General features: G+C 68.5%; 20 protein-coding genes. 10 read left to right on the top strand and 10 right to left on the bottom strand.

Annotated elements, in window-relative coordinates; translation table 11 throughout:
- Positions 1–112 precede the first annotated feature (112 nt).
- The 3 genes from ACIA76_RS30670 to ACIA76_RS30680 are packed head-to-tail and all read left to right on the top strand — an operon-like array spanning position 113 to position 2838.
- The gene (locus tag ACIA76_RS30670) at positions 113–1315 is read left to right on the top strand and encodes a helix-turn-helix domain-containing protein (RefSeq protein WP_397156771.1); all 1203 of its coding nucleotides are present in this window, start codon (positions 113–115) and stop codon (positions 1313–1315) included.
- Positions 1312–2208 (top strand): phosphotransferase, encoded by an 897-nt coding sequence (locus tag ACIA76_RS30675; RefSeq protein WP_397156773.1) that lies wholly within the window; start codon positions 1312–1314, stop codon positions 2206–2208. The genes ACIA76_RS30670 and ACIA76_RS30675 overlap by 4 nt, the downstream gene beginning before the upstream one ends.
- Before the next feature lie 12 nt (positions 2209–2220).
- Positions 2221–2838 (top strand): class I SAM-dependent methyltransferase, encoded by a 618-nt coding sequence (locus ACIA76_RS30680; RefSeq protein ID WP_397156775.1) that lies wholly within the window; start codon positions 2221–2223, stop codon positions 2836–2838.
- 17 nt (positions 2839–2855) lie between these two features.
- Here ACIA76_RS30680 and ACIA76_RS30685 read toward each other — a convergent pair whose 3' ends face one another.
- Together ACIA76_RS30685 and ACIA76_RS30690 are read right to left on the bottom strand one after the other, a co-directional pair.
- Positions 2856–3533 (bottom strand): response regulator, encoded by a 678-nt coding sequence (locus ACIA76_RS30685; RefSeq protein WP_397156777.1) that lies wholly within the window; start codon positions 3531–3533, stop codon positions 2856–2858.
- On the bottom strand, positions 3515–5254 hold the full coding sequence (locus ACIA76_RS30690) for an ATP-binding protein (RefSeq protein WP_397156779.1): 1740 nt from the start codon (positions 5252–5254) through the stop codon (positions 3515–3517). Before ACIA76_RS30690 ends, ACIA76_RS30685 begins: the two co-directional genes overlap by 19 nt.
- A 164-nt stretch (positions 5255–5418) precedes the next feature.
- Between ACIA76_RS30690 and ACIA76_RS30695 the strand changes: the two genes are divergently transcribed.
- From ACIA76_RS30695 to ACIA76_RS30705, 3 genes are read left to right on the top strand one after another with little or no spacing between them, the layout of a single operon-like run.
- A complete protein-coding gene (locus tag ACIA76_RS30695) occupies positions 5419–6225 on the top strand; it encodes an ABC transporter ATP-binding protein (protein WP_397156781.1) in 807 nt (268 codons plus the stop codon).
- Positions 6215–7102: an ABC transporter permease gene (locus ACIA76_RS30700; protein WP_397156783.1), complete on the top strand. Its 888-nt coding sequence runs from the start codon at positions 6215–6217 to the stop codon at positions 7100–7102. Before ACIA76_RS30695 ends, ACIA76_RS30700 begins: the two co-directional genes overlap by 11 nt.
- A 3-nt stretch (positions 7103–7105) precedes the next feature.
- Positions 7106–8155, top strand: coding sequence for an ABC transporter substrate-binding protein (locus ACIA76_RS30705; protein WP_397156785.1), 1050 nt, complete (start codon positions 7106–7108; stop codon positions 8153–8155).
- Between the two features lie 79 nt (positions 8156–8234).
- On the opposite strand, the gene ACIA76_RS30710 is transcribed toward ACIA76_RS30705, so the two are convergent.
- The 4 genes from ACIA76_RS30710 to ACIA76_RS30725 all read right to left on the bottom strand — a co-directional run bounded on the left by ACIA76_RS30710 (position 8235) and on the right by ACIA76_RS30725 (position 12970).
- A complete protein-coding gene (locus tag ACIA76_RS30710; protein WP_397157002.1) occupies positions 8235–8633 on the bottom strand; it encodes a VOC family protein in 399 nt (132 codons plus the stop codon).
- Between the two features lie 253 nt (positions 8634–8886).
- Entirely contained in the window at positions 8887–9702 is an 816-nt protein-coding gene (locus ACIA76_RS30715) for a PhzF family phenazine biosynthesis protein (RefSeq protein ID WP_397156787.1), read from the bottom strand.
- Between the two features lie 228 nt (positions 9703–9930).
- The gene (locus tag ACIA76_RS30720) at positions 9931–12354 is read right to left on the bottom strand and encodes a cation-translocating P-type ATPase (RefSeq protein WP_397156789.1); all 2424 of its coding nucleotides are present in this window, start codon (positions 12352–12354) and stop codon (positions 9931–9933) included.
- Positions 12355–12379: 25 nt separating this feature from the next.
- Positions 12380–12970, bottom strand: a complete 591-nt coding sequence (locus tag ACIA76_RS30725) for a helix-turn-helix domain-containing protein (protein ID WP_397156791.1) — start codon at positions 12968–12970, stop codon at positions 12380–12382.
- Between the two features lie 13 nt (positions 12971–12983).
- Here ACIA76_RS30725 and ACIA76_RS30730 point away from each other — a divergent pair, with 13 nt between their 5' ends.
- A complete protein-coding gene (locus ACIA76_RS30730) occupies positions 12984–13502 on the top strand; it encodes a GNAT family N-acetyltransferase (protein ID WP_397156793.1) in 519 nt (172 codons plus the stop codon).
- 7 nt (positions 13503–13509) lie between these two features.
- Here ACIA76_RS30730 and ACIA76_RS30735 read toward each other — a convergent pair whose 3' ends face one another.
- Genes ACIA76_RS30735 through lspA form a run of 3 tightly spaced genes read right to left on the bottom strand, consistent with a single transcriptional unit; the run spans position 13510 to position 15675 of the window.
- Entirely contained in the window at positions 13510–14163 is a 654-nt protein-coding gene (locus ACIA76_RS30735) for a hypothetical protein (protein WP_397156795.1), read from the bottom strand.
- Positions 14156–15082 (bottom strand): RluA family pseudouridine synthase, encoded by a 927-nt coding sequence (locus ACIA76_RS30740; RefSeq protein WP_397156797.1) that lies wholly within the window; start codon positions 15080–15082, stop codon positions 14156–14158. Before ACIA76_RS30740 ends, ACIA76_RS30735 begins: the two co-directional genes overlap by 8 nt.
- Positions 15079–15675 carry a signal peptidase II gene (gene lspA, locus ACIA76_RS30745; protein WP_397156799.1) on the bottom strand — a complete coding sequence of 199 codons (597 nt, stop codon included), beginning with the start codon at positions 15673–15675 and terminating at the stop codon, positions 15079–15081. Before lspA ends, ACIA76_RS30740 begins: the two co-directional genes overlap by 4 nt.
- A gap of 112 nt (positions 15676–15787) precedes the next feature.
- On the opposite strand from lspA, the gene ACIA76_RS30750 reads away from it, so the two are divergent.
- The 3 genes from ACIA76_RS30750 to ACIA76_RS30760 all read left to right on the top strand — a co-directional run bounded on the left by ACIA76_RS30750 (position 15788) and on the right by ACIA76_RS30760 (position 17853).
- A complete protein-coding gene (locus ACIA76_RS30750; RefSeq protein WP_397156801.1) occupies positions 15788–16765 on the top strand; it encodes a hypothetical protein in 978 nt (325 codons plus the stop codon).
- A complete protein-coding gene (locus ACIA76_RS30755) occupies positions 16762–17469 on the top strand; it encodes a hypothetical protein (protein WP_397156803.1) in 708 nt (235 codons plus the stop codon). The genes ACIA76_RS30750 and ACIA76_RS30755 overlap by 4 nt, the downstream gene beginning before the upstream one ends.
- Before the next feature lie 201 nt (positions 17470–17670).
- Positions 17671–17853 carry a hypothetical protein gene (locus ACIA76_RS30760; RefSeq protein WP_397156805.1) on the top strand — a complete coding sequence of 61 codons (183 nt, stop codon included), beginning with the start codon at positions 17671–17673 and terminating at the stop codon, positions 17851–17853.
- A 49-nt stretch (positions 17854–17902) separates the two neighbouring features.
- Here ACIA76_RS30760 and ACIA76_RS30765 read toward each other — a convergent pair whose 3' ends face one another.
- Entirely contained in the window at positions 17903–21151 is a 3249-nt protein-coding gene (locus ACIA76_RS30765; RefSeq protein WP_397157004.1) for an arabinosyltransferase domain-containing protein, read from the bottom strand.
- Positions 21152–21254 lie beyond the last annotated feature (103 nt).

A 21254-nucleotide genomic window follows, 5' to 3' on the forward strand; every position in this document is an offset into this window, starting at 1 on the left:
CAATTGTGCTTGCAGATGAGCGCTATGCGGTACCGTTGCAGTGTTGCCAGTAGTTGCCATGGCTGCGCAACGAATGGTGAAAGTTGTTGTACTGAAACGGATTGTTAGCGGTATGAACGACTGGCAGGCATTCGGGGGCGAGTTGCGGCGATTGCGCCTGCAACAGGACAGGTCGCTGCGCGGCCTGGCCAAAAGCATTTGCTACGACGCGGGGGCGCTGTCGCGGATCGAGAACGGCCAGCGCAGACCCTCGGCCAAGATCGCCCAGGATCTCGATGCCGAACTGGACGCCGGGGGCTCGCTGATGGCGCTGGCGGGCGAGTGCGGAGTCTTGGCCCCCGACGGTATCAGCGCGGCCGCGGTGCGCTCACTGGCCTTCGCCGAGTGGGCGACCACCGAAGCGGCCGACCAGCTTTCGGTCGATTGCCTGCATTACGAGATCGCGCGGATCGCCACCAGTTACGTCCACGCACCACCGCAGCCGCTGTTCGCCGATCTGCAGTTGCTGCGCGATCAGGTGTGGCAGCTGCTGCGGCGCGGCCCGGCCCCCGCGCGCGCCCGGGAGCTGATGTTCCTCGGCGGCGCGGCGATCGTGTTGCTGGCACAGGTCACCGACAATCTGGGCAATTCGGTGGCGGCCATGCAACACGCGCTGGCGGCCGAGCGGCTCGCGGAGCGGGCCCAGCACACCGCCCTGCTGGCGTGGGCGGACGGGGCCAAGGCGCTGATCGCCGAATGGAGCGGAAATCCGGTGCGGGCCATCGAATTCGCCCGCCACGGCGCGCTGGTGGCGCCGCCGGGCGAGCAGCGGGTCCGCCTCGCCGCGCTGGAGGCCCGCTGCGCGGCCCGGCTCGGCCGCGCCGAGGAGGCGCGCGCCGCCGTGGCCCGGGCGCTGGCGGCCGGCGAACAGGCGGACGGGGGCGACGACATTACCGAATTCGGTGGGGTGCTGCGGTTTTCGATGACCAAGGCGGCCTACTACATCGGCAGCGCCTTCCGCCTGATCGGCGACTACGACGAGGCCGAGCGTTGGGCGAACCGGGCGATCGCCGACTATCAGTCGGGCCCCAGCCACGAACGCAGCTACGGCGACGAGGCGCTGGCCCGCGTCGACGTGGCGATCGCCCGGATCGCGCAGGGCTCGATCGACGGTGCGGGCGAGATCCTCACTCCGGTCCTGGCGCTACCGCCCGGGCAGCGCATCCATCCGGTCCTCGAGGGTCTGCGGCAGGTGGACACCCATCTGCAGGGGTTGTCCGGGACCGGCCGCCGACTCCGTGACGAAATCTCCTCTTTCAGAACCACCGAAACATGAGCACGGCAGTGATCGACCGGCCCGCCTGGCCGACCCTCCGCGCCGCCTGCCGCCGCGCGGGCCTGGACGCGCACGCCGCCCGGCTGGTGCATGCGCATTCCAATATCGTCTACGTCCTCGAGCGCGACCGCGTGGTGGTCCGGATCAGCGGTACGGACAATCGCGGCCTGCGCGCCGGGGCGTCGGTGGTGATCACCCGCTGGCTCGCCCGACAGGGCCTCGCGGTCACCGAGCCCGCATACGACGAGGCGATCGAAATCCACGGCGCCACAGTCACATTCTGGCGCTACTACCCGCAGGGCGACCGATCCCGGCCGCCCGCGCGCGAACTCGGCACGATCCTGCGCGATCTGCACGAGCTGGCGGATCCGCCCTTCGAACTGCCGCGCTATGTCCCGCTGGACGGGCTGGCGCAGGCGCTCGACGCGCGGCCGCGCGCCCTGCCCGAATCCGATCGGCGCTGGCTCGACGAGCGCCGGGCCCGGCTCGTCGAGCGGTACGACGCGCTGCCCTCGGCCCTGGGCGTCGGCATGGTGCACGGCGATGCCTATCCGGGCAACACGCTGTGGGACGGGGATCGGGCGCTGCTGGGCGACTGGGACGAGGTCGCCGTCGCCCCGCGCGAACTGGATCTGGTCAACATCTATCAGGGCGGCGTCCGATTCGGGCACTGCGCCACCGAATTACACGAATTCGGCCTGGCCTACGGCTGGGATGTGCGCGAGTGGGAGGGTTTCGAGGTGCTACGCCAGATTCGCGATCTGCACACGCTCACCTCCTACATTCGCCGGGCCGAATCCGGCGATCTCGCCGCCGCGGCCGAATTGCGCCACCGCATGCGCAGCCTGCGCGATCCACGCAGCGCCGATATGCGCTGGCATACGGTGGCGTGACACAGTGGGGGCGTGGGTTTCTACAGCGATCAGGTGTTGCCGCGGATCGTGGATCGGTCGTGCGGCCTGGAGCTCAACAAAGACAAACGACGCCGGGTGTGCGCGGGGCTGAGCGGCCGGGTCGTGGAGATCGGCTTCGGATCCGGGCTCAATGTGCCGTTCTATCCGACGACCGTCGCCTCGGTCAGCGCCGTGGAACCCGCCGATCTGGGCTGGCGGCTCGCGGCGAAGCGGCTGGCGCACGCGCCGGTTCCGGTGGAGCGGGCGGGCCTGGACGGACAGGCGTTGCCCTTCGCCGACAACAGCTTCGACAGCGCCCTGTCGACCTGGACCATGTGCACCGTTCCGGGAATCGAGACCGCGTTGCGGGAGCTGCGCCGGGTGCTGGTGCCCGGCGGCGCACTGCATTTCGTGGAGCACGGGCTCGCACCCGATACCGAGGTGCGGGTCTGGCAGCATCGTCTCAACCCGATCCAGAAGACGCTGTTCGGCGGCTGTCATCTCGATCGCGATATCCGCGGCCTGCTGGAGGGCGCGGGGTTCGAGATCCGGGAGTGGGATCGGTTCTATGCGGAGTCCATGCCGAGGTTCCTCGCGGCGCAGGCGCTCGGGGTCGCGGTCTCGCCGTAGTCAGCGCCCATCGGGAGTCAGGGTCGCGCGCCGGGTACCGCCGAATACTCCTGTTCCGGGCGGCCGGTGCTGCCGTAGCGCAGCTGCATGCGCAGCGCGCCCGTGGCGACCAGGGTGGCCAGATAGCGCTGCGCGGTGGCGCGGGAGACACCGGTGCGGGTCGAGACCTCGGCCGCAGACATCGGGGTGGGCGAGGTTCGGACCGCCTGCAGCACAAGGTCTTTGGTGGGCGATGCGGGAACCACGGCCGAACCCGCCGCACCGGAGGGGCGCAGCGCCTCGACCGCGGCATCGATATCGCGGGCGGTGACCACCGAGGCCGACAGCAGCCGGCGGTAGCGGGCGTATCCGGCCAGGCGCATCGCCAGCGCCGAATGGTCGAAGGGTTTCACCAGATAGGCCAGGGCGCCCGCGGTCAGGGCGGAGCGGACGGTATCGGCCTCGGTCGCGGCGGTCAGCATCATCGCGTCGAAACCGATCTCGCGCACCAGATCCACGCCCGAACCGTCGGGCAGATAGACATCGACCAACGCCAGATCGAACCGCGTCACCTCGATGGCCGACCGAGCCGACGACAGCGTATTCACCGCCGCACCGACCGCGAAACCCGGTAGCGCCGAGACGATTCCGGCATGCAGATTCGCCACCCGGAAATCGTCGTCCACCACCAGCACGTTCAGATCGACTGCGCCCACACCACTTCTCCCTCCACCAGCACCCCCGGCAGCCGCGCGATGAATTCCGCGCCGCCCAGGGAAGTCTCGACACCACCGGGATGCGACAGCACCACATCCCCGCCCAGCGCCCGCGCCACCTGCCGCGACAACGCCAGCCCGACCCCGCGTCCGCCGGGCACATCCCCGTCCGCCTTGGTCGAAACCCCCTCGGCGAACACCGATTCCATCAGCTCCGGCGGCACCCCGGGCCCGCTGTCGGCCACCGCGATATGCAATATCGCCCCCTCCTGCACCAACTCGATCTCCACTTCTCGAATACCCGCCGCTTCCGCCGGGAGCCCTTCGTCGCGGCCCATGGGCCGCATATCCCGGGCCGCCTCGATGGCGTTGTCGAGCAGATTGCCCAGCACGGTCGTGACCTCCACGGGCGCAATGAGATTGGCATCGACCCAGGTGTTGGGGCCCAGGCGCAGCCCGACATTGCTCTCGCGGGCGTGGGCGGCCTTGGCGGCGAGGAAGGCCTGCAGATACGGATCGCGAATGGCGTCCACACCGGGCAGGGCCGCGCCGAGCGGGCCGGAGCCGAGCAGCTCGTCGATGTACTGCGACGCCTCCTCCGGGCGGCCGCCGTGCAGCAGACCGCTGAGCAGATGTAGGCGGTTGGCGAATTCGTGGCGCTGGGCCCGCAGCACGGTGCTGAGCGAGCGCACCGCATCCAGTTGGCGGGTCAGCGATTCCACATCGGTGCGGTCGCGCACGCTCAGCACCGCGCCCAGCGGCCGCCCGTCCCGACTGACCGCGCGGGCGGTGAGCACCACGAGCCGATCGCCGACCGCCGCGGGGACCGGCCGCCCGTCCGCCGCGCGGAAGACCGCCAGAACCCGTGGTGTGAGACCGATGTCGTCGACCGGACGCCCGCCGATATCCCCGATACCGAGCAGCCGACGCGCCTCGTCGTTGATGACGGTGGTGCGCCATCGGTTGTCGACGGCCACCACGCCCTCGCCGATGCCGTGCAACACCGCGGCCTGCTCACGCACCAGCTCGGCCAGCTCCGCGGGCTCGAGGCCGAGGGTCAGCCCGTGCCAGCGCCGGGCCAGCAGCAGCGAACCCACCACCCCGGCCGCCAGCGCGGTCGCCGCGAACAGCGCGGCCCGGCGCAGATCGCGCAGCAGCTGCTGATGGACGGCGGCGGTGGAGATGCCGACGCTCACCTCGCCGACCACGCGCTCGTTATCCGGTTGCAGCACAGGCACCTTCGCGCGCACGGATTCCCCGAGCGTGCCGAGCTCCTGGATCACCACCTCCGAACCACCCAGGGCCGCGGACGGATCGGTGCTCACCCGCTCCCCCAGCCGCGCGATCTCCGGATGCGCCAACCGAATTCCCGCATCGTCGGTGACGACCACATACAGCGCGCCGGTCCGCACCCGGGCCTGTTCGGCGATGCGCTCGAGCTGCCCGCCGGCCAGTTCCTGGGACAGTTCGGGCCCCACAGCGGTTGCCGCCGAATAGCGAGCGACCTCGGCCCGCACCGTCGGCTCGGCCGCCACGGTGCGCGCAATCGCCAGCGCCCGCTGCCCGTACTCCCCGGACAGCCGCTGTTCACCGACATACGCGAACACGCCGAACGCGATACCCAGCGTCAGCGCGACGAGCACGACCTGCAGCAACACGATCTGTGTCCGCAACCGCACACCGCGGCCGAACACGTTCATCGTGACACTTTGTATCACCATGAGCAGAATGATCACAACATGTCGTCACCCCCGAGCAGAATGAGCACAATGCCGCAATTGCGAGTTGCGGATGTTGTGCGCACAACAGTAGGGGTGTGACCGACCCCACTTATGGTTCCAGATACGAAGCCGCACTGGCGGCCTCGGAGTTTCAGGAGCCAGTCATGACCAACCCACTCATCGAGCTGCGGGGCGCGACGAAGCGCTTTCCCGGCTCCGGCGGCGGCATCCACACCGCGGTGAAGAATCTCCACTTCACCGTCGCCCCGGGCGAATTCGTCGCCGTCGTCGGCCCCACCGGCTGCGGCAAGTCCACCACGCTGTCGCTGGTGTCCGGCCTGGAGAAGTCCTCCGCTGGACGAACCCTGGTGCGCGGCAAGGACGTCGAGGGCATTCCCGCCGGAATCGGCTATATGTTCCAGCAGGACGCGGTGCTGCCGTGGCGGACCGTGCTCGACAACGTCGCCCTCGGACCGCGTTTCGGCGGCATCTCGAAGTCGAAGGCGCGCGAGCGGGCCGCCGAATGGGTGCGCAAGGTCGGTCTGGCCGGATTCGAGCGCTACTACCCGCATCAGCTGTCCGGCGGCATGCGCAAGCGTGTGGCGCTGGCCCAGACGCTGGTCAACGAGCCCGAGATCATCCTGATGGACGAGCCGTTCAGCGCGCTGGATGTACAGACGCGCCAGCTCATGCAGGACGAGCTGCTGCGGGTGTGGTCGGGAACCGGTGCGGCGGTCATCTTCGTGACCCACGATCTCGAGGAGGCGATCGTACTCGCCGATCGGGTGGTCGTCATGACCGCGAGCCCGGCCACGGTGTGCGGCGATTTCCGGGTCACGCTGGACCGCCCGCGCGATGTGGAGGAGGTCCGCATGACCGACGAATTCCGGCGGCTGTACACCGAGATCTGGGGCACGCTGCGTGATCAGGTCGAGGCCGCCCGTGGGAAGGGAATCCGTCGTGTCGCATGATGTCATCGACCAGATCGATACGGCCGCACCGGAGGTCGAGGCCGAATCCGAGGCGCAGATCCTCGCCCGCGTGCGCGGTCAGGCCCGCCGGTCGGCGCTGCGCACCTGGGGGCTACGGGCCGCGCTGGTGGTGCTGTGGCTGGGCTCGTGGGAGCTGACCGCGACGCTGTGGATCGATCCGTTCGTCTACTCCAAGCCGTCGCGGATCTGGGACCGGCTGGTCGAATGGTTCACGCAGGGAACGCAATTCGGCTCGATCTGGCTGCAGCTGTTCACCACCGTCGAGGAGGCGGTGCTGGGCTTCGTGATCGGTAGCGTCGCGGGTGTGGTGCTGGGCGTGCTGCTCGGGCGCAGCCGGTACTGGGCGGAGGTGCTGGCGCCGTTCATCAAGGCGCTCAACGCGGTTCCGCGCATCGTGCTGGCGTCGCTGTTCATCATCTGGTTCGGCTTCGGGCTCGAATCCAAGGTCGCGACAGTGGTGGTGCTGACCTTCTTCGCGGTGTTCTTCAACGCCTTCACCGGAGCGCGCGAGGTGGACGGCAATGTCATCAACAACGCCCGCATCCTCGGCGCGGGGCGCTGGCAGGTGCTGTCGCAGATCGTGCTGCCCAGCGCCACGACCTGGATCCTGTCGAGCCTGCACACGGCCTTCGGCTTCGCACTGATCGGCGCGGTGGTCGGTGAGTACGCCGGTGCCGCCAAGGGGCTGGGTCTGCTGATCTCCAACGCGCAGAACACCTTCGACTCGGCCGGAATCTACGCGGGCATGATCATCATCACCGTGGTGGCGCTGCTGGCCGAATGGGGTATCGGCGTCGCGGAGAACCGGCTGCTGAAATGGCGTCCGTCGCAGGCGCAGTCGGCACGGGAGGTCTGAGAGATGCGTTACCGCAGGCGTATCGCCGTCGTCCTGCTGGCGATCTGCGCGCTGCTGCTGGCCACCGGATGCCGCGATTCGCGGCGCATCCCGATGGTGGACGGGCATCCGCAGATCACCATCATCGTCGGCGGGCTGGAGAAGGTGATCTATCTGCCCGCCATGCTCACCCAGCGGCTGGACGGGTTCGCGCGCAACGGCATCGACGTCAAGCTGATCGGCCAGTCCTCCGGATCCAGCGCCGAGTTGGCGCTGCTCACCGGCGAGGCGCAGGGCGTGGTCGGCTTCTACGATCACACCATCGATATGCAGTCCAAGGACCAATGTCTGCGCACCGTCGTGCAATTCGCCGATGTGCCCGGCGAGGTGGAGCTGGTGTCGAAGTCCGATGCCGAATCCCTCACCGGCCCTGCCGATTTCCGCGGCCGCAAGCTCGGGGTAACGTCATTCGGCTCGTCCACCGACTTCATCACCCAGGCGCTGGCCGGGCAGGCGGGCCTGAAACCGGCCGACTATTCGACCGTGCAGGCCGGCGCCGGGCAGACGTTCATCTCCGCGATGAACCACGGCGGCATCGATGCGGGCATGACCACCGATCCCACGGTGGCGCAGATGGTGCGCTCCGGGGAGGCAAAGGTGTTGCTGGACATGCGCACCGAGGCCGGGACTCGCGCGGCGCTGGGCGGCCTGTACCCCGCATCCTCGCTGTACATGCGCTGCGATCTGGTCGACGCCCATCCCGATATCGTCCAGAAGCTGGCCGACGCCTTCGTCCAGACGTTGCAGTGGATCAAGGCCCATACCGCCGAGGAGATCGCCGCCAAGATGCCCGCCCAATACGCCTCGGGCAGCAAGGACCTCTACATCCAGTCCCTGCGCGACTCCGTCGGCATGTTCAACGGCGACGGCGTGATGAAACCCGAAGGCGCACAGAATGTCCTGAGCATCCTGGGCAACTACTCCCGCTCGGTGAAACCGGTCAAGGACCGAATCAAGCTGGAGCAGACCTATACCAACGAGTTCGTCCAGAAGGCCCTCGAGAAACGGCAGTAGGCCCTCACCCCCGCCCCCAGGGCCAACACCCATTAGTTCCTCGTGTCCCGGCCCCCAGGGCCGGGACACGAGGATCAACCTACTCCGAGGGCCAACCACCGTAAGGAACGGTAATCAACTCCAGGAAATGGCCATTGGGATCGAGGAAGTACACACCCCGACCCCCATCGTGATGGTTGATCTCCCCCTCACCGTGCTGATGCGGATCCGCCCAGAACCGCAGTTTCCAGGCCTGAATCTTGGCGAACGCCGCATCGAATTCACCCTCGGAAACGAGGAAGGCGTAGTGGATCGACGCAATCTCGGGAACATCCGGTGGAACCTGGGCGAAGTCGAAGGTGACCCCATTGGCCACGACGACCGGAATGAACGGCCCCCATTCCTTCCCCACGTCCAAACCCAATACCTCCGCCCAGAATTCGGCGGTTTCCCGATTGTCGCGACAGCCGACAATGGTGTGATTGAATTGAACAGACAGTTGGATTTCTCCTCCACTCGTGACGATCCCGACCCTGGACCGGTACAAGTCGGCCTACAGGAGCACCGCCACAGCACTCCATCTTACCCAGCGCCGTTCGCGTTGCGAAGCCTCAGATTCGACGTTCCCGCCGTGCGGCGACGCGCCCTCCCTAGTTCCCGACGCACCCTCCCTTGTTCCTGACGCGCCTCCCCTGTTCCCCACGCACCCTCCCTTGTTCCCGCCGTGCAGCGCGGAGCGATGCGCGGCGGGATCAGCCCGGAAGGTTCACCACCCCATCGAGATAACGGTGGCAGCGGCCGGTGAGCAGGACTCGGTCGGCGGCGAGGGTGCAACGCATGCGCCCGCCGCGGGCGGAGAGTTGGCGGGCGGTGAGGTCGATGCGGCCGAGGTCGCGGGACCAGATCGGGGTCAGTTGGGCGTGGGCGGATCCGGTGACCGGATCCTCGGGGACCGCGCCGGGGGCGAAGTAGCGGGAGACGAAATCGGCGGTATCGCCGGGCGCGGTGATGACGACGCCGCGCGGAAGTTTGGGGAAGGCCGCGATATTCGGGCGCGCCTCGCGCACCTCGCGTTCGGTGGCCAGCACCAGAATCTCGTCCTGACCGGTGAGCGCGCGCATCACCCGCACACCCACGGCCGCCACCAATTCCGGATCCGGCACCACATCGACCGACGGCATGGCCGGCAGATCCAGCACGAATTCATCGTCATCGGTGCGATCCACGCTCAACCATCCGCTGCGCGTGAAGAAATGCACCCGATCCGCGCCCGGATGCAGATCCTCGAGGATCTGCGCCGCGGCCGCCATGGTCGCATGTCCGCACATATCGATCTCCTGCTCCGGGGTGAACCAGCGCAGATGCAGGGCGGGCCCGTCATCGGGCGCCATCCCGGCCGCGAGCGGCAGAACCGAAGTGTAGAAGGCGGTTTCGGCGAGGTTGTTCTCCTCGGCCAGGTGCTGCAGCAGCTCGTCGGGCAGCCATTCCAGCAGCGGCATCACCGCCGCCGGATTGCCCGTGAACGGCGCATCCGCGAAGGCATCGATCTGATGCAGCAGGACCTCCATACCGCCGAAGGTACCCTCGCCGCCAATCGACACGAGGCACAACGCAGTTCACGGCGCGCCATAGCATCTGTCCAGTTCCGGGACACGAATCCGCGCGGCGGTCAGCCCTTTTCGCTGAGGGTGTCCGGCAATGGTCCGCGGCGGTCAGCCCTTTTCGCTGGGGGTGCCCGGCAATGGTCCGCGACGCTCAGCCCTTTTCGCCGGGGTGCCGGCAGTATTCCGCGCCGCTCAGCCCTTTTCGCCGGGCGCGTCCGGCAGCAACCCGCGCCGCTCACCGGTCGCCAGTGCGCTGAGCCACCAGGCCGCCTCGACCAGCACGATGCCGATCACTCCGCAGATCGCGGCCGTTCCGGTCAACGCGAGGTTGGCGGGATCGAGCTTGAAGAAGTGCTTGGTGAACGGCACCGTGAACAGGATCAGATAGCCCGCCGCCGAACCGAAGACCAGCAGCAGTTTCCACCAGTTCCACGGCCGCGCCACGATGGCCAGCACCCACACCGCGATGATCAGCAGCGTGATCAGGGCGGTCGTGCTCGCCTGCACCTTCTCGGTCTCGGTCTGGCCGGCGCCCTGATAGGCGATCAGGTAGGCGATGAAGGTCATCGCGCCGATCACCACACCCGACGGCACCGCCAGCCGAAGCACCCGGCGCACGAAACCCGTTCGCGCCCTTTCGTTATTGGGCGCCAGCGACAGGATGAACGCCGGAATGCCGATGGTGAACCAGGCCGCGATCGTGACATGCCGCGGCAGGAAGGGATACGGCACGGGATCGTAATGGAACCACTGCGAGCCGATCCCCACCACGCCGACCAGGAAGGCCAGCAGCACCGAATACACGGTCTTGGTGAGGAACAGATTCGACACGCGCTCGATATTGCCGATCACCCGCCGCCCCTCGCCCACCACATACGGCAGCGTCGCGAACCTGTTGTCCAGCAACACGATCTGCGCCACCGCACGGGTGGCCGGACTACCCGCGCCCATGGCCACGCCGATATCGGCATCCTTGAGCGCCAGCACATCGTTCACGCCGTCGCCGGTCATGGCGACGGTATGTCCGCGCGACTGCAGCGCGGCGACCATGGCCCGCTTCTGATCGGGGCGCACACGGCCGAAGGTGGTTTCGTGGCCGAGCACATCGGCCAGCTCGTCCTGCTCCGACGGCAGCGTGCGGGCGTCGACGGCATGATCGCCGCCGCTGAGCCCGAGCGAGGCGGCCACCGCGCCGACCGAGACGGCGTTATCGCCGGAGATCACCTTGATCGCCACATTCTGTTCGGCGAAGTACTCCAACGTCTCTCGCGCGTCGGGCCGCACCCTCTGCTCGAGCACCACCAGCGCCTCGGGCGTCACCGCCCCCGGCGCGTCCGGCGCGTCGACGGCTCGATCGCTGCGGGCCAGCAGCAGCACCCGCAGCCCCTTCGCGCCGATTTCCTGTGCGGTGGCGGCGATTTCGGAGTTCGGGTCCAGCAGCACATCCGGCGCGCCGAGCAGCCAGTTGCCATGTTCGCCGTAGGAGTATCCGCTCCACTTCTTCGCCGAGGAGAACGGCGCGAGGCCGGTCTGCCGCCAACCGGGCCCGTCCCCGGTCGCCTCCTTGATCGCCAGCACACTGGCATTGGGCCGCGGATCGTCGGAGGCCATGGCGGACAACACCTCTCGCAGCGCCGATTCCTCCACGTCGCCGACCGTGCGAATTTCGGCCAGCCGCATGCCGTTTTCGGTCAGCGTGCCCGTCTTGTCGGCGCACACCACATCCACCCGGGCCAGGCCCTCGATGGCGGGCAACTCCTGCACCAGGCATTTGCGCTGCCCCAACCGCACCACGCCGACCGCGAACGCGATCGAGGTCATCAGGACCAGACCCTCCGGAACCATCGGCACCAGCGCCGCCACCATGCCGTTGAGGGCCGAGCGCCAGGATTGGTGGCTGGAGAACAGCTGGTTGTAGATGGTCACCAGACCGGCCGGAATCAGCAGATAGGTGATGACCTTCAGGATCGTGTCGATGCCGTTGCGCAGTTCGGAATTGACCAGCGTGAACTTGCTGGCCTCGGAGGCGAGCTTGGCCGCGTAGGCGTCCTTACCGACCTTCCCCGCCCGATACGCGCCCGAGCCGGAAACCACATAGCTGCCCGACATCACCTGCGCGCCAACGGTTTTGTCGATCGGATCCGCCTCACCGGTGAGCAGCGACTCGTCGACCTCGAGCAGTTCGCATTCCACGATATCGCCGTCGACCACGATCTGATCGCCGGGGCCGAGTTCGATCAGATCGTCGAGCACCACCTCGCCCGGTGCGACCTCGCGGGCGGTGCCGTCGCGGCGCACCACCGGCTTGGCCTGGCCGACGATCGCGAGCTTGTCGAGGGTCTGTTTGGCGCGCAGCTCCTGCACGATGCCGACGACGCTGTTGGCGACGATCAGCAGGCCGAACATCCCGTCGATGAGCGAGCCGGTCGCCAGCACCAGCACGAACAGCACGCCGAGGATGGCGTTGATCCGCGTGAAGATGTTGGCCTTGACGATATCCGCCACCGAACGACTCGCTCGATCCGGCACATCGTTGGTTCGGCCGTCGCTGATGCGTTGCCGCACCTCGGCCTCGGTCAGACCCGGCGCACGCGATGCCTGCTCGGTGATCGACATGCTCGACAGCCTAGAGCGTCTCGGACTAATCGGGCAGGATGCGGTGCATTTGCCGAGCATCGCGCGGGCGCATGATGAGCGCGGCGACGTAGTAGGTGCACGGCCGCTCGGAGTTGTTGGCGTAGTGCAGCAGGGCGTCGGCGGCCAGATAGATCGAATCGCCCGCGCTCAGCTCGACGACCCGGGTCCGGTCGACGGTCAGGGTGACCGTGCCGGATTCGACGTAGATGAATTCATGCGAACCCGGTGCGTAGGACGGGTATTCGCCGGGGACGCAGCCCGGCGGGAGGGTGGAGCGGATCCATTCGAAGTTCACCCCCGCGACCACCGGCGTGAGGATCGTGCGCTGCCAGCCCTGTTCGGGGATCTCATCCTGTTCGGCGGCGCGGCGCACGATCATGCGCTCGTCCTGCGGCTCGGCCACCAGCACCGCCAATCGCAGCCCCAAACCCCGCGCGATGCGATCCAGCACGACGACCGTGGGCGCCTTGTCGCCGTGCTCGACGGCCGAGAGCATGCTGACGCTCACCGCGGACAGCTCGGCCAGTTGCTGCAGCGTGAGGCCGCGGTCGCGGCGCAGCCGCCCAATGCGCTGGCCGAGCGCAACCAGATCCATCTACACTATAGTAGTGACAGCTTCCTCTATAGAGAAACTGCCGACACTGCGGCACGGCACCGAGGCGGACCTCCCGGCGGTCGCCGAGATCTACGCGCACTACGTGTCCGAGACGGTGGCCACCTTCGAATTCGACGCGCCCGACCTCGGCGAGTGGCGGCAGCGCTTCGCCTCGATCACCGCCGCCGGACTGCCGTTCCTGGTGGCCGAATCCGACGACCGCATCGCCGGATACGCCTACTGCGGACCGTGGAAGCAGCGCCCCGCCTACCGCAACACCGTCGAGAACTCGATCTACCTCGCCCCCTGGGCCGCCGGCCGCGGCCTCGGCGGCATCCTCCTCGACGAATTGCTGATCGAATGCCGAACCCGCGGCATCCGCGAGGTCATCGCGGTCATCGCCGACAGCGGCAACCCCACCTCCCCGGCCCTGCACCGCTCCCGCGGCTTCACCGAGGCGGGCCGACTGCGCAACGTCGGCCACAAACACGACCGCTGGCTCGACACGATCCTGATGCAGCGCAGTCTGTAGGCCCTCCTCAGTTCTCCGGGACCGGCCCGTCGTCCGGGCCGGGGGCGGCCGTGTCGGTGTACTCGGGGAGCAATGGGAGGACCGCGAAGGTGCCCGCGTCGGCGGGCAGGGCCTGGACAGCTCGGATGTCGTTGCGGGAGGACAGGTCTCGGAGTTGATCGAGGCGGCCACGGACCACCAGGGCGACCGTGCACGGGCAGCCGGAGCGCAGGCGGGCGGCGGCGAGCTTGGCGATGCGGGCCGTGCGGTCGTCGGCGGCTCGGGTGAAATCCAGTGTGGCGGCGGCGAATCGAGCCGAGGCGAGGGCGGCCTCATCGCCCGCGGGGACGGGGATGGTGACGACCGGGGTGAACACCCGGTCGATCGGGACGTGGTACAGAACCTGGGCGATGCGCAGGCCCCAGGCGTGGGCCGGGATGTCCTGCGGCGCAATGCCCGTGGCGAACGACACCAGGGCCCAATGCTCGCCGGAATCCGCGCCCGCCAGCGAAAGCCTCGCTCGCGCGAGATAATCCGCGACCGGCTCGTCCGCATCGGGGCCGAGCCGGTCGGTGGAGATCACCGAGGCGCGCGGCGGCCAGGCCCAGCCGAGCACCAGTATCGCGATCACGAGAACGGCTGCCGCGGCGGCGGTCGCCGCCGCGCGCAGCCACTCACGCATGACGCAGCACGCCCAAAGCATGGTCCAGATCGGCCGGATACTCGCTGGTGATCTCGACCCAGCGGCCATCGGCGGGATGGGCGAAGCCGAGCGTCCGGGCATGCAGCCACTGCCGTTCCAGCCCCAGTCGCTCGGCCAGCCGCGGATCGGCGCCGTAGGTCAGATCGCCGCAGCAGGGGTGGCGGACTGCGGAGAAGTGCACCCGAATCTGGTGTGTGCGACCGGTTTCCAGATGGATGTCGAGCAGGCTCGCCGCCTGGAACGCCTCGATGGTGTCGTAATGGGTCACACTCGGCCGGCCGTCGGCGGTGACCGCGAACTTCCAATCGTTGCCGCGGGCCCGCCCGATCGGCGCATCGATCGTGCCACTGGACGGATCCGGATGTCCTTGCACCAGCGAGTGATAGCGCTTGTCCACGGTGCGCTGTTTGAACGCCCGCTTGAGCACCGTGTACGCATGCTCGGACTGCGCGACCACCATCACTCCGGAGGTGCCGACGTCGAGCCGGTGCACGATGCCCTGGCGTTCGTGCGCACCGGAGGTCGAGATCCGATAGCCCATGGCCGCGAGCCCGCCCACGACCGTCGGCCCGGTCCAGCCCACTCCGGTATGCGCGGCCACGCCGACCGGCTTGTCCACGGCCACGATGTCGTCGTCGGCGTAGAGGATCCTCATCCCGTCCACCGGCGTCGCCTCGACGGTCAGTTCGCGCTTGGGCTCGGGGAATTCGACCTCGAGCCAGGTACCGCCGGTGAGCCGCTCCGATTTACCCACGGGCACGCCGTCGACCTGTACCGCCCCCTCCTCCGCGAGGGTGGCGACGGCCGTGCGCGACAACCCCAGCAGACGCGAGAGTCCGGCATCGACGCGCATCCCGTCGAGCCCGTCCGGCACCGGCATGGCACGAGTTTCCCTCATGCGCCCGCCTCCGACCCGTCCTCGTCGCGGCCCGATCGGGTGCCGTCCGGTTCGAAACCGAACACCGTCAACACCACCAGCAGGATCGCCCCGCACACGATCGAGGAGTCGGCGACGTTGAACACCGGCCACCATTTGGTCACGGAGATGAAATCGACCACATGCCCCTGCAGCGGACCCGGTGCGCGGAACAGCCGGTCGATCAGATTGCCGACCGCACCGCCGAGCACCAGACCCAATCCGACCGCCCAGCCCACCGACCGCAGCGAGCGCCCGATGCGGATCACCCCGACCACGACGGCCGCGGCGATCAGCGTCAACAGCCAGGTCATCCCGGTCGCCATCGAGAACGCCGCACCCGCATTGCGCACCAGGGTCAGGCGGAACACATCGTCGATGATCGAAATCGACTCGCCCTGCTTCATATTCGCCACGATCAGGGCCTTGGTCGCCAGATCCAGCGCGAAGATCACAGCGGCGACCGACAGCAGGGCGGGTAGGCGCCGCGGCCGCACCGCACTGCCCTCCCCGGCCCCGGGCTCCTGGTCGTCGGTGTGCTGCTCGCGCTGCCGGTCGTTACTCACAGCAGACATCATCCCCTATAGAGATAGCGGTCCCGACGCTCGGCGCTCGCACCGCCCCTCGCCTCGCCGGAGATCGCCGCGTCCCAGCTGATTATCAGGAACCGGTCGTACCCTGTTCGGCGTGACGGTGTTGTCTTCCCGCTCCCGCTCTTCGCTCGGGGCATTCGCGCGCGCCGGGGGCGTGCGTTCCGCCCGCTCCGGTGTGCTGCTGATGGTGCTCGCGGTCGCGTTGTCGGCATTGGGGGTCGGCTGCGCCGACCGCACCGAATCCAGCGGCGACGCCGAGGTGGAGCCCGCCGGAATCGGCAAGGAGGTCACCATGCCGATCGCCGCGGCGCTGACCACCGTGGTCGAGCCGGGCGACGCGCCGCGCTCGCTGCTGCGCCCCGATATCGCCCCCGGCACCGCGCAGCAGGTGACGCTGCGCACCGATCATCACATCGAACAGCAGCTCAACGATCAGGCCATGCGCGACTTCTCGCCGCCCTCGGTGACGATCCCGCTGACCGCCCGCGCCGATCCGAACGGCATCGACCTCACGCTCGGCACCGCCACCTCCCCCGATCCGACCCTGGCCCAGCAGCTGCTGTCGGCCGACGGCTCCCATGCCGGATTCGAGGTCGGCGAGCTCGGTTCGGTCACCGCACTGCGGCTGGCCCCCAAACCCGCCACTCCCGACACCGCGCGTGCCGCCCTGGAGCAGGCCTTCTATCAGGCCGTCTATCAGTCGATCACACTGCCCAACGAGCCGGTGGGCGAGGGCGCGGTCTGGACGGTGCGCCAGCAGGTGTCCGGCGGGCTGCAGCTCGATCAGGTCACCACGGCGACGCTGACCAGCCGGGAGGGCAATCTGCTGACCATCGAGCTGAATGTGAGGCAGACCCCGAGGTCGTCGGTGTGGAAGCTGCCGAACAACGCCGGATCGCTGGACATCATGGACTACCTGATGCAGGGCAACGGCACCATCACGGTGGATCTCGGTCTGCCGCTTCCGGTTTCGGGTTCGGTGACCATCGGCGGGCGGCAGGCCTACCGCGATCCGCACACCAATGTCGCGCTGCGGCAGAACATCAGCACCCAGGTGCAATGGGGGCAGTGAGGCACGCCGGATGGCTGCTGGCGGGCGCGGCGATGGTCGGCGCGGCCGGATGCGGCTCCGCCCAGGATGATTCGCTGCCCGGCTTCGGACCGGTCGCGACCGCTCCGGCGGCCACCACGCCCGCGGTGACCGATGCCGCGGCGCTGCGGGCCCGATTGCTGACCGTGGCCGATCTGCCGCCCGGCTTCACCCAGCTCGAGGACGCCTCGCCCGGGAACGGCCCGCAGCAGCCGGTGGACCGCTCCCGCACCGATCCCCCGGCCTGCGCGAAGATCCTTGCGCCCGTGGCCGATCAGAGGCCGGGAGCCAGTGCGCGCGCAGCGGTGCACTATACGGCGGCGGATTTCAGCAGCATCGACATCGATATCGCGAGCTATCCCGGCGACGGTGCGGCGCAGGCCTTCTCGGCGGCGCAGCAGCTGCTTCGCCAGTGCCGCAAGTACTCCGGTACCGATGCCGACGGCACGGCGTTGAGTTACCGCGCGGGCGTGCTGGATCAGCCGCGGGCGGGGGATGCCTCGGCCTCGTTCCAGGTGCGCACCACCAGCGAGGGTATGACGCTGTATTCGGTGGCCACGGTCGCGGTGGTGGGCAGCACTGTGGTCCAAGTGGCCCGCACCGCAACCGAACCCGTCGATCCGGCGGGCCTGCGGGATCTGACCGCCGGACAGGTCATGCGCCTGCGGGGCGTGGTCGGGCCCTGACGGGACAAATGGGATGCACCGCCCCCGCGTTCGCTGATAGGGTCTCATCCCATGTGGTCCGCACTGTATCCCTAGAGCGCATTCGTAGCGCCCACGCCTGCGCCCTTCCGGGCCCTAGGCGTTGACCTTTGCCGCCCTGCGGCATTCCGATCCGGCCGGCCACCGCCCGGTACGTCGGCCCACATACCTCAGGAGGCCTCCATGCCTGCGAACCATGTCCCCGAACCCACGCCGTCGGACGACCAGCAGCCGCTGTCCCGCCGCGAACGCCGCCGCAAGGCGACCCAGCCGCAGGCCGGAAGCGGTTATCCGAACGCGAATTTCCCCGCCAACGGCCGCGCGGTCGCACCCGCGCGTAAGTACACCAACTACCGGCGCGGCTGAGTAGTCCCCGCCGCCCGGCCCCGCGGCCGGACGGCGGGTTACGCCGCCCTCACCAGGTGGTGTTGATATGCCCCGGAGTCCACATGCCCGTATGGGTTTCCTGCGTGACCGCGGGGACCGCCGGAGTGGCATCGACGTTGATGGGGCTCAGCCGCTGCAGCTCGCCCCAGTCCTCACGCCAGCTGTGATCGAGGTAGGTGGCCAGGGTCTGGGAGTGCAGCAACTGCTGACTCCAGCCCAGCGGCCCACCGCCGTCGTGGCTCTCCCACAGGTTGGTGTCGTGCGCGCCGCCGCGGTCGGGCAGGATGCGCCAGGCCGGGGTCTGAGCGATGCCGTCCTTGTGATCGTAGGGCCGCTGGCACGGGAACTGCAGGCCCACAGCCCAATCCAGGAGCACCGGGCTATGCGAGCCGACCAGATCGTTGAGGGTCCGCGTGCGCGGAACCCGCGGCGGGGTCAGCGCGAGCCACTGGCCGGGGTCCAGGCCGCGGGCGGCGGCCACGATGCGAATCACGTTGGCCCGCACGGGAATCTCGTCCATCGGCACCCGCAGATTCCGCCACGACGGCATCGGGCCGATATCCATCGGGGTGATCCGGCCCAGCGGCTGCGCGGTGGTCGCGGAATCGGTGGCGCCGTACTCGATCTCGACCGACTGGCCCGGCGTCGCGATGCCGTCCTTGTCCAGCGAGCGGATGCGCCCGGCCGCGGCGATCGCCACCAGACCGCTGCGATCCCCACCCTCGGGCAGGCGGTACCAGCCGGTGGTGAGATCGGCCGTGCCGGGATGCCCGGCCGTGCCCAGTTCCGGTGTGGTCGCCGAATCCAGGCCGAAAGGCAGTGGCGCGCCGCCGGTTTGGGTACCGCTGTCACCGCCGGGCTTGTTGTTGAAGGCGCCCGCGATACTGCTGCCGTTGTTCGGTTCGCCGTCGGGGGTCAGATCGCCGACGCCATTGGGCACGAAGCCGTCGGCCTGCCCGCCGAAGGCGGTGAACGGATCACCGGTCAGCGGTGTGAGCAGCGACGCGTTCGGATCCGTCTCGACCAGCACCTCGTTCGCCAGCCCACACGGTTTACCCAGTACCGCACTGATATTCGACTTCGCCAGCGAGAACGCCGGATACTGCGCGACCGCGCCCTTCGCGAACGAGGCGACCTCGAACAGCACCACCAGCGCCGCCGCCACCGTCAGCGGCTGAATCCTGACCAGTCGCCAGGCGCGCGGCGAGATCCGGTGCGGCGTACCGGGTTCCGGCGCACGCACATGCCACCAGGCCGCCAGCGCCAGGCACACCAGGGCCACCAGCAGGAACAGGTGATACAGCCCGAAGCCGTGGATCGACGGCGCCTTGTCGTTCCACGGGATGCCGAAGCTGGAGATCCACCACCATTCGTTGACACTGGTGAAGATCTGCGCGAGCGCCAGGAAGACCACCGCAGCGAACAGCGCCCGATTACGCGGTGAGCGCATCACCCGGGGACCGACCGCGACCGCGGTCAATGCCGCGAGACATCCGGCCAAACCCGCGTACACCCCGTTGTGATGGGTGAACTTGGTCGGCGACAACGCCATCAGCAGCATCGAGCCGAAGATGATGCCGAGCAGCCGCCGCGACGGCCCGGCCGCGGTGAACGGTATGCGTCCGCCCTTGCGCAGCAGGACGAATACGCACACCAGCAGGCCCAGCCACATCGCGACCATGCCGAAACGACGGCCGATCGAGCCGTCGGCGGTGGGCATGAACAGCCACTGGTAGCTCAGATACTCGTTGTACCAGGGGTCGGCGGGTCCGACGATATGGTGGATGCGATTGGTCTCGAACATATCGGCCAGCGGAATGACCGCGAAGGCCACGGCCAGCACCATCGCGCCCGCGGCGGCCAGCGGAGCGAGCAGCGCGCCGTAGGCCCGAATCCAGCCCCATCGGGACACGCGCGCACCGGAATTCGCACCGGCGAGGAATTCCGCGCGTGTCACCCCGAGCCGCCAGATCGTCCGCATTCCGGCGATCAGCGGTGCGAAGCAGATCAATCCCGACGGGTTCGCGGTACACGCGAACGAGGCCACCACGATGGCCAGCGCGTAGGGCAGCAGCCGATGCGCGCCGATGGCACGTTCGACCAGGCACCAGGTCAGCAACACACAGGTCGCGACGATCGGCTCGGGCCGCAGCCCGTTGTTGTAGGGCAGCCATACCGCCAGGAAGCCCAGCGCGCCGGTCCACACTACGACCTTGCTGTTGCGCGCCGCGACGCCGAGCCGCGGAATCACCTCGCGGCTGACCAGCAGCCAGCACACGACCGCGCCCAGCAGGGTCGGCAGCCGCATCCACGGGCTCGCGGTGCTGATCTCCGACATTCGAGCCAGCAGGTCGAACCATGGTGTGCCGACGGGTGTTTCGGGAACGCCCCAGTAGGCGAAGTAGTTGGCCGTGTACCCCGCTTTCAGCGAGGCGCGGGCCATGCCGAACTGATAGCCGTCGTCGGAGGTGGTGGATCCGATGAAATGCCAGATCAGCAGGGTCGCGAACACCACGCCGTCGACGAGGGAGAAGGTGCGCCACCGCTGCGGCGCCCACCGCCATATCCGGCGGCCGTCGAGCAGATCCAACCGGCTCAGCGCGAACAGCGCGATCAGCGTGAACACCACCGCCAGCACGCTCACCGCCCGCTTGAGCAGGGTCGGGGTGATCGAGAACCGGCTGTCGACCTGCGCGGTGACCACGGTGCCGTCGGCGGCGGGCAGATCGCTGAAGATGCCCACCAGCTGCGGCCGCTGATCGCCTTGCAGCTCAATCGGTTTCACACCCGGGCCGGTGACCGTGGTGGAGGTCATGGTGGAGTGCACCGTGATCGCGCCGTCGCCGAGTTCGGCCAGCGGCACGCTCAGCAATGCCTGATTGCGCAGCACCAGGTCGAGCCGCACGGGCTTATCGTCCTGCGCGGGCCGCACCCGTGCGACGAATCCGTAATGCTCCAGATCCGGTGCGCCGTCGGGCAGCGTCGAGGTCACGATCCCGCCGCGCGAACCCAGTTGCGCCGCGGCCCGGCCCGGGATCGTGGCATCGAAGGTCAACGGCGCGTAGGAGATCAGCGGCGCGGTGATACTGCGCGGCGAATCCTGTTGCGGCCAGGACAGAGTCGTCTTGTCGACGCGGATCGGCAGCAGCGGTACCGCGACGGCGAACAGCACGGCGAACAGACCGGCGACGAAGGCTACGGGCTTGGCCCAACCACCGCGACGTCCGGTAAGTCCGGATTGTTCGCCTGCCGCGGGTGCCTCGTCCGCTCTCACCATCGTGTCCGTCACGGAGGCAGATGCTAGCGCGACGCTTTCGTGATCGGCGAAGTCGTCCGACGATTCTCAGCGTCCGCTTAATATCGCCGGGCGTGGAAACGAC

Origin of the sequence: Nocardia sp. NPDC051570 (assembly GCF_044454005.1) — a bacterium.
Lineage (GTDB): Bacteria > Actinomycetota > Actinomycetes > Mycobacteriales > Mycobacteriaceae > Nocardia.

Excerpts from the sequence above, each read along its gene's own strand:
- ACIA76_RS30670 (WP_397156771.1), top strand. The coding sequence starts at position 113 with ATGAACGACTGGCAGGCATTCGGGGGCGAGTTGCGGCGATTGCGCCTG.
- ACIA76_RS30675 (WP_397156773.1), top strand. The coding sequence starts at position 1,312 with ATGAGCACGGCAGTGATCGACCGGCCCGCCTGGCCGACCCTCCGCGCC.
- ACIA76_RS30690 (WP_397156779.1), bottom strand. The coding sequence starts at position 5,254 with ATGGTGATACAAAGTGTCACGATGAACGTGTTCGGCCGCGGTGTGCGG.
- ACIA76_RS30695 (WP_397156781.1), top strand. The coding sequence starts at position 5,419 with ATGACCAACCCACTCATCGAGCTGCGGGGCGCGACGAAGCGCTTTCCC.
- ACIA76_RS30705 (WP_397156785.1), top strand. The coding sequence starts at position 7,106 with ATGCGTTACCGCAGGCGTATCGCCGTCGTCCTGCTGGCGATCTGCGCG.
- ACIA76_RS30715 (WP_397156787.1), bottom strand. The coding sequence starts at position 9,702 with ATGGAGGTCCTGCTGCATCAGATCGATGCCTTCGCGGATGCGCCGTTC.
- ACIA76_RS30720 (WP_397156789.1), bottom strand. The coding sequence starts at position 12,354 with ATGTCGATCACCGAGCAGGCATCGCGTGCGCCGGGTCTGACCGAGGCC.
- ACIA76_RS30725 (WP_397156791.1), bottom strand. The coding sequence starts at position 12,970 with ATGGATCTGGTTGCGCTCGGCCAGCGCATTGGGCGGCTGCGCCGCGAC.
- ACIA76_RS30735 (WP_397156795.1), bottom strand. The coding sequence starts at position 14,163 with ATGCGTGAGTGGCTGCGCGCGGCGGCGACCGCCGCCGCGGCAGCCGTT.
- ACIA76_RS30740 (WP_397156797.1), bottom strand. The coding sequence starts at position 15,082 with ATGAGGGAAACTCGTGCCATGCCGGTGCCGGACGGGCTCGACGGGATG.
- lspA (WP_397156799.1), bottom strand. The coding sequence starts at position 15,675 with ATGTCTGCTGTGAGTAACGACCGGCAGCGCGAGCAGCACACCGACGAC.
- ACIA76_RS30760 (WP_397156805.1), top strand. The coding sequence starts at position 17,671 with ATGCCTGCGAACCATGTCCCCGAACCCACGCCGTCGGACGACCAGCAG.
- ACIA76_RS30765 (WP_397157004.1), bottom strand. The coding sequence starts at position 21,151 with ATGGTGAGAGCGGACGAGGCACCCGCGGCAGGCGAACAATCCGGACTT.